The sequence below is a fragment of the Nocardia sp. NPDC049190 genome (assembly GCF_040648115.1).
In the GTDB taxonomy this organism is placed as follows: Bacteria; Actinomycetota; Actinomycetes; order Mycobacteriales; family Mycobacteriaceae; genus Nocardia.
The window spans coordinates 1-6,758 of the sequence record NZ_JBEZDE010000090.1 but is presented as its reverse complement, the minus strand read 5'-3'; the positions used below and the strand labels follow the sequence as shown (position 1 = coordinate 6,758).

Here is a 6,758-nt window from a genome sequence, read left to right as displayed (position 1 = left end):
GACCTGCTCATACAATTCCTGGGCCTCTTCCGAAAATATTTCGAATCGGTTCGGGTCCGGCCCGTAGACTGGTCTCTGCGCACCTGCGCCGGATTCCGGGTATTCGGCGGCGGTATCGCGGTCCATGCGCGCAGCCGAACCAATCCTGTCGAGCTCGGGTGCGAGCTGCTCGTCTTCGTGCCCGACCCGTCCGAGGTGGTCCTGTATTCCGTGCGAGACTTTGTGGTGTGTTTCGCTGATTCGCGGGGCGGCTTTGTCAACAATCGCGTCGACGATGCGCTTGGCTGCCTGCAGCATTTTCGCGATGATTTCACCGCCGCCCGATCCGTCCATCGAGGGTTTCTTGTCGCTGTGACCGGGCTGTCAGGCAGCGAGGTCACAGGTGGTGAAGTCGACCTCGGTGAGTGCTGGGTCGAACGGGTCGGGTTGGTGGGTGAGTTCGTCGGTGACGTAGGCACCGAAGCGGCTGATGTGGGCTCGTAGGTAGGGCGACAGCGCGGCGAGGTGGCCGGCAGTGATGGTTGCCCCTATTCGCCTTATCTTGTCTGCCTCCCCGGTAGGCGAGGTCTGTCCATAGCGGAGGCGAGGATGTTCCCTTCCGCTATATAGGCGTCAGCCCGGCGCAGGCGGTGTGCCAACCAGGTTCCGGTGTGAGGACTCAGAAGTAACACATCGACGTCCTCTTGGCACACTCGCTGCATTTCGCTGAGGGCCTCGTATGCAACGGAGAGTTGCGAAATCTCGGCATCGGCATAATAGTTGTTCGTCGCCTCGAATATCAATATTCGCAGCAAGATCATACGACAACGCAGAATTCTCTTGGAAAGGAACTCGATGGTCGCCGGAGCCCCATATCCAGTCGCGAAGTCCGTTACAACTGAATCTAGCTCAGGTATGCTGGAAGACATAAACGCCTTTACGATCTCATTGCAGCGGTGAGATCCGCGCGAAGGCGCGATTCGATGTGACCGATCAGCTTCTGAAGGTCGGCGCAGTAGACCGACGGGTTACGAAATCCGGAACCCTCCCGGTATCGGTGGACATAGTGACCGCCGCCGCAGATACCGACGAGTGAACACGATCGACATGTATCCCCGAGCGCGGCAATGCCGATCTGCCGTGCGATAATTCCGGGTGCCCACATCGCCTGGTCGAGTGGATTCCCTTCTGCGGTGATACCGAGAGAAGCGGCGCCAGCGTAGGCCGACTTCAATGAATCAACCTGTTCGACGCTGCCATCCGTCTCGATCACAGCGAACTGCATTGGCGCCAAACCCACGAATTCTGACGGCTGTTGTCTGCCGAGCAATAATCCCATCACGTGATCGAAAATCCTGATACGAGTTTCCAAAACGGGAGCGCCATACCAGCGGTCGAAGATCTCGATCAGCCAGTCGCCGTATGCTGTCGTTGCCAGTGCATCTGACTTCGCCGGCGGTGGTGTAGTCCAGTTCCCGTAAGGGAGGTGGAAGTCGATAACGGGAGGCTCGAACCCCAGCAGAGCCTCGTAGGTTGCAATCGGATCGTTCGCAACGTCGATCGTGCACAGCAGGATCGAGTACAGACTGCGGTACTCTGGACTGGCCAGACGCGCTAGCGCCTTTGCGACATGGTCATAACTGCCGATCCCCCGTCGATTGATCCGATGACGGTCATGAGCCTGTTGATTTCCATCGACGCTAACTCCGACCATAATCCGATGGCGCTCGCAGATTTCAAGAAACTTATTGTCTAGAAGGACCCCGTTCGTTTGCACTCTAAGTCGAAGCGCAGTGACCGGCTCAAGCAATTCCCGCGCATTCCGCGCAAAATACGCCATCCTATCATGTCCTACCAAAAGAGGCTCCCCGCCGTGGAATACAAGACTCACGGCGGGGAGAGCATGCTCTTCTGCATGGCTTCGTATTAAACGGCACGTCTCCAAGAAGAGATCGTCACGCATCCTTACCGGTTGCTGCCGCCAACTTTGGTCGGCCATCTCGTAGACATAACAGTAGTCGCAGGCGAGATTGCAGCGACTGTGAATTTTGATGACAAATTCTATGAACGGCAATGGCCGCCATCCTCGGGCACGAAGTTGCTCCACATCAGGGCTGATCATTGGCCGGGAATTCCGTGCCAGGTGATTGTTCAACGCGCCAGTTCTTTCTACTACGTTTAGTTACCGAATATTGCGATTTCGTCTATACCATCCTTTTGCGTCATGTAACGCTCAAGTGTTGCACGGAGCGCTGGACTGCATTCTGCCAGCAGTTTCCCAGGGTCCATTTTTGCAATTTCGGCAAGGGTGGGGGTTGTTAGCTCTGTCTGCACCGCAACGGAATCGGCGCCCGCTGCAGCTGCTCCCGCGGGCATAGCGGCGACGGCCGCCAGCGTCAGCGCCGCAGCAGAGGCGGTACGGATGGGGATCGGCCGCCTCTGACGCTCGCCGCCCTGGTTCACAACCATGATTTTCTCCGTTTCCCGGTTTGATTACCAGCGCAAGGTTATTGACGGGGTTCGGTGCAGCGTTAGGTGCTTCAAATTTTCCGATGAGCATCTTCACAACTGAACACGAACTCCACAGCTCTCAAGAGTATCGATCACCCACACCACTGACGACTTGTACAGATTCGGCAACTATGGAACCAAATGAATCCGTAGACATTCTCTTGCGAATGAGCGACCATGTGTCACAACGGCTTGCACTACCCGCCCACCACAACTTGGACTAGCTAAGATCGTGTCTCACGTCGTAGGTTTCGTCTTGGCGAGTTTCTTGTAGCCGGTGAGGGCTGCGGCGAGGGTGAGGAATCCGAGGAAGTGTGTGGCTTTGCGGTCGTAGCGGATGTTGAGCCGGTGGTAGCCGGTCAGCCAGGAGATCGTTCGTTCGATTACCCATCGGTGGCGGCCGAGGTGGTCGCTGGATTCGATGCCTTTGCGTGCGATGCGGACACCGATCCCCCGGTCGCGGACCCAACGGCGTACTTCGGTGTGGTCGTATGCCTTGTCGGCGTGCAACTTCGCTGGGCGGCGCCGACGTGGACCGCGTCGCGAACGCACTGCGGGATGGCTCGCGCGAGCGGGCGCAATGCATCGGAGTCGTTGGTATTGGCCACCGAGACGGCCACGGCCATAGGTATTCCAGCGCGGTCGGACAGCACATGGAGCTTCGAACCGGACTTGCCGCGGCCGACCGGGCTCGGGCCGGTCATGGCACCCCTTTTTTCGCCCGTACCGATGCCGCGTCTACCACCGCCCGTGACCAGTCGATCGCCGCCCCCGAGGTGGACGCTGTATTGCTCCTGCACTTGTCGAGGTGTTTAATAATGACCGATTTGACCTTGAGTCCGTGGCCATCGGCAGGATTGGATGTCGACGCCCTCCGATCATCCGGATGGCGCCCGTACCCATTCAACGAGTTCGTGATCAAGATACATAGCAGATGCAATCTGGCCTGCGATTACTGCTATATGTACGAAATGATCGACCAAAGTTGGCGCGACCAGCCGATGTTAATGGCCGAGGAAATATTTATCGATGCGTGCCGCGGCATCGCCGATCATGTCAGTCGCTTCGAGGTCCCCGCCGTCAGCCTTGTTTTTCATGGCGGTGAGCCTTTACTCGCGGGCCACGCCCGGTTCGAATTCTTCGCGCGGCACGCCCGAGAATGCTTGGGGCCGTTAGCCGAGGTGCGGTTGGGTGTGCAGACCAACGGGGTGCTCATCGACGAGGAGTTCCTTCGGATCTGCGACCAGTGGGGCGTAGTCATCGGCGTGAGTCTCGACGGTGGTCGTAATGCTCATGATCGCCATCGAAAATCACGTCGCGGCGATGGGAGTTACGACGACGTCGCACGAGGGGTGGAGCAGCTACGTAAATACCGGAACAGCAAACTGTTCGGTGGCCTACTGTGCACTATCGATCTCGCCAACGATCCGATCCAAACGTATGAAGAACTACTCGCGTTCTGTCCGCCGGGCGTTGATTTCCTGCTGCCGCACAGCAATTGGGAATCACCTCCGCAGGGCAAAATCGAGGATCAAGAGGCGGCTCCATACGCCGAGTGGCTCATTCCGATTTTCGATCGCTGGTACGGCGCTCCGGAAGTGGAAACCCAGATTCGACTGTTCGACAACATCATTCATCTGCTTTTCGGCGGGCGAGGTCGCGGTATATCGGTAGGGCACGCACCTATTCAGGTCGCCATCATCGAAACCGATGGAACCCTTGAACAAGTCGATTCGTTGAAATCGACGTTCTCCGGCGCTACCCGGATCGCCACAATCGCAAACACGGGAATGGGGGACCGGCTGAATCATGCGCTATGGGATCCAGGGATCGTGGCCCGTCAGATCGGCAGTGCGGCGCTGAGTGACACGTGCATGTCGTGTTCGCTAAGGGATATCTGCGGCGGCGGAGACTATGTGCATCGGTATCGCGCGGACACCGGGTTCCAGAATCCGTCGGTTTACTGCAGTGATCTCGCTGCGCTGATCCGGCACATCAAAGTCCGGCTGGAAGACGACCTCGATAAGGTGACAACAAAGTGACATCCACCGATACCTCGAATATCGAAACGGCGATCAGCGAACTCGGGTCCGGATATGGAACGGATGAAACTGTCGTTGCTCTTGCCGAGGAAGCGCTGCGCGGGCGACTGATCCTCTTGCACGCACTACTGGCAAGACTCGCGGCGGATAGGCCCGACGACTTCGCGGATGTCGAGTCCGCGCACCGATCGCTTGCGGACCTGCTACAGGCCGATTTCGATTCGGTCGCGGAGTTGTTGTCGTACCCACATGTCGGAAACTGGCTCACCTCGATTTTCCGGCGTCTGAACTTCACTGATTACGATGCCGCACAACCGACTCCGCTGTGGGCCGACCTCGGCTACCTCGGCTGGCTCGCCGCGAGTGGGCAGATCATCGTCGGCCGTCCTGGGGCAGTGCAAGTGGTAGTTCGCTCCGGGGTGGTGATGCTTCCGCTTATCGGTATGGCACGATTGGGTGACGTCGCAGAATGCGGCCATTGCACACTCAGTTGGTCAGCCGATGACGTACTGACTTTCGAATATCACGACACCACGCTTGTCGTCGCGTCACGCGATTCGGAAACTACGCCGAACTGGCTACCGCAACGCAGTCTGGACGCGGATGATTCGGCGCACCGCCTGTACCTGGATGATCTCGACCCGTTTCGCGACTTCGACGTAAAGTTGCCCGATCTGTTCGAATTGCCGCCGGACCCGCTGGGCGTAGCAGACGCTTTGACCTGGGCTGAACATTTTCGTGGCGCCTGGCAGGTGCTACGCCGCGATTTCGCCCGATATCATGGGCCGATGCGTGCCGGCTTGCACGTAATTGTGCCGCTCACCGCGAAGCCGGAGGTGACCGGTCAGAGTTGGACATCGCCAACCGGGTACGGGGCAGTCTATTCGACGGCGCCTGAAGACTCCTGCCAATTGGCTCTCACGCTGATTCATGAATTCCAGCACGCGAAGTTCAGCCTGCTGGCCGACCAGGCAGTGCTGTTCGAGCCGGACCTGACCGCGCGTTTCTATGCTCCTTGGCGCATAGACCCACGCCCGATATATGGCCTCATGCACGGGATCTACGCATTCTTCGGGGTGACCGATTTCTGGCGTGTGCATCGAAGGTCGAGTTGTCATGGAGACCTGCGTGCCGAGCTGGAGTTCGAATGTGGACGTCGCCAAGTAGCAACCGCCCTGGAGCAAGTCAGGTCATCGGGAGTACTTACTCCGACCGGGGAGAAGTTTCTCACGACGCTGTCCGACAGCATGGCCTCCTGGCAGTCCGAAGATATATCCGCGAAGGCTCGTGAAGTTGCCGCAGACGTCTCGATTTGTCTGAAGGCGTTCTGGCGAGTGCGGAATCTGAAGCCTGCCTTCAGCGATGTTGTCGCCCTGGTCGACAGATGGATGAATGGCTCGCCGTCAGCTGGTGGTCTGCCTCCGGCGACGATTGTAGATCAGGATGGGATACCCAACGGTCACCACAGACTTACGTTGCCGCACGCGTTGACACGACATGCTGCCATGTCCGTTCCGCAAAGCGCCGAGGACGATGGCTCCGGAGATTTCGCCTGTACGGTCGGGAATTTTGAGCAAGCTGCCGCTCGCTATGTAGCGGAGTTACACAACGACCAAGTCCGTCCGCAAACGTGGACAGGTCTCGCCCTCGTGTTACCGCAACTGCATGCCGAAGCCGATCTATCGCTGCTTCGTGAACGTACTGAAATTGTGGCGCACATGTATTGCGCTCTTGCCGATCGCGGTGTCACCTGTGACATCGTTGATCTTGTTCACTGGCTTACACGATAATAATCGTAATCAATATCGGGACGTGTCTATCACGCACGTCCAAATTTCCTATAAGGTGTGACCTTGAAGAACGACAAGACATACGGCGAAATCCTTCTCGATGTGAAGGAATTCGGACCGGGATCATCAACCCTGCAATTTTGTGCCATGAATTATGTCGCCAAGCATTATGCGGTTTTTCCGGGGCTGATATCTCTTCCTGGGCTGCTGCTTCTGCAGGACGAGATCAGGAGGTTGCGGCGCGAAGGGGTGAGGAAAGAGTTTCTCATGGAGTGCATGGAGAACTCGCCTCGTCGCATGACCACTCTCGGTGGTGATGTCGTAGATCAGCTTTCATCACTGGTTCCCGGGATTTATCGCGACCCGCTGCTGCTGGATATCGTGGAGGCCGCGTGCGGGGAGCGTGTCATCCCTTTGGAGGATGATGTAGACCGGT

6 protein-coding genes and 1 pseudogene are annotated in these 6,758 nt (G+C 57.7%); 3 read left to right on the top strand and 4 right to left on the bottom strand.

All coding sequences use genetic code 11. From position 1 onward, the window contains the following. The 4 genes and pseudogenes from AB0B25_RS31790 to AB0B25_RS31775 all read right to left on the bottom strand — a co-directional run. Positions 1 to 333: hypothetical protein (locus AB0B25_RS31790; RefSeq protein WP_357187462.1), on the bottom strand; the 333-nt coding region annotated here is incomplete at its 3' end. Positions 334 to 916: 583 nt separating this feature from the next. Continuing rightward, on the bottom strand, positions 917 to 2,101 hold the full coding sequence (locus AB0B25_RS31785) for an FxsB family cyclophane-forming radical SAM/SPASM peptide maturase (protein ID WP_357187460.1): 1,185 nt from the start codon (positions 2,099 to 2,101) through the stop codon (positions 917 to 919). Positions 2,102 to 2,157: 56 nt separating this feature from the next. Then, positions 2,158 to 2,448: a hypothetical protein gene (locus AB0B25_RS31780; protein WP_357187457.1), complete on the bottom strand. Its 291-nt coding sequence runs from the start codon at positions 2,446 to 2,448 to the stop codon at positions 2,158 to 2,160. A gap of 279 nt (positions 2,449 to 2,727) precedes the next feature. Beyond that, positions 2,728 to 3,253, bottom strand: a pseudogene (locus AB0B25_RS31775) (IS5 family transposase); the annotation flags it as partial. A gap of 55 nt (positions 3,254 to 3,308) precedes the next feature. Between AB0B25_RS31775 and AB0B25_RS31770 the strand changes: the two are divergent. The 3 genes from AB0B25_RS31770 to AB0B25_RS31760 form a co-directional block, all read left to right on the top strand. After that, complete coding sequence (locus tag AB0B25_RS31770; RefSeq protein ID WP_357187454.1) at positions 3,309 to 4,532, top strand: FxsB family cyclophane-forming radical SAM/SPASM peptide maturase; 1,224 nt, start codon at positions 3,309 to 3,311, stop codon at positions 4,530 to 4,532. Further along, entirely contained in the window at positions 4,529 to 6,322 is a 1,794-nt protein-coding gene (locus tag AB0B25_RS31765) for an HEXXH motif domain-containing protein (protein ID WP_357187451.1), read from the top strand. The genes AB0B25_RS31770 and AB0B25_RS31765 overlap by 4 nt, the downstream gene beginning before the upstream one ends. A gap of 63 nt (positions 6,323 to 6,385) precedes the next feature. Further along, a partial coding sequence (locus tag AB0B25_RS31760; protein WP_357187448.1) for a hypothetical protein occupies positions 6,386 to 6,758 on the top strand: 373 nt, incomplete at its 3' end.

Excerpts from the sequence above, each read along its gene's own strand:
- AB0B25_RS31785 (WP_357187460.1), bottom strand. The coding sequence starts at position 2,101 with ATGATCAGCCCTGATGTGGAGCAACTTCGTGCCCGAGGATGGCGGCCA.
- AB0B25_RS31780 (WP_357187457.1), bottom strand. The coding sequence starts at position 2,448 with ATGGTTGTGAACCAGGGCGGCGAGCGTCAGAGGCGGCCGATCCCCATC.
- AB0B25_RS31770 (WP_357187454.1), top strand. The coding sequence starts at position 3,309 with ATGACCGATTTGACCTTGAGTCCGTGGCCATCGGCAGGATTGGATGTC.